A 338-nucleotide genomic window follows, 5' to 3' on the forward strand; every position below is an offset into this window, starting at 1 on the left:
TGCGGCTACTTTGAAGGCTTCGTGCGCGAGTTGACACAGGAAGTCCACCGCAGGGCCGCCGGCGCGCGGGAACGCCTGCAGCCCGACCCGCACGCGCGGTCCGTCGACGCGCATGCGCAGGTCGACGCGCGGGATCGCCGCATCGATGCCATACGCCGGCGCGACCACCGCAAGACGACCGTCGATGACGTGCAGCTCGCCGAGGCGCTCAAGTGCGGCGAACGGGTCGCCGCCCTCGCGCTCGTCCTGCTGGCCCGGCAGGCCGCGCACGTCCCACGTGCCGTCGTCCGCGCGCTCGAGCGTCAGGTCGAGCCCGCGCAGGCGCAGCTCGGTGAAGG

General features: G+C 73.4%; 1 protein-coding gene. It reads right to left on the reverse strand.

Annotated features, from left to right (window positions below; genetic code table 11):
* Nucleotides 1-338 (reverse strand): hypothetical protein (locus ACY35P_RS15700; RefSeq protein ID WP_462116767.1); only part of this gene is annotated, 338 nt, incomplete at both ends.

Source organism: Lysobacter xanthus (genome assembly GCF_047159895.1).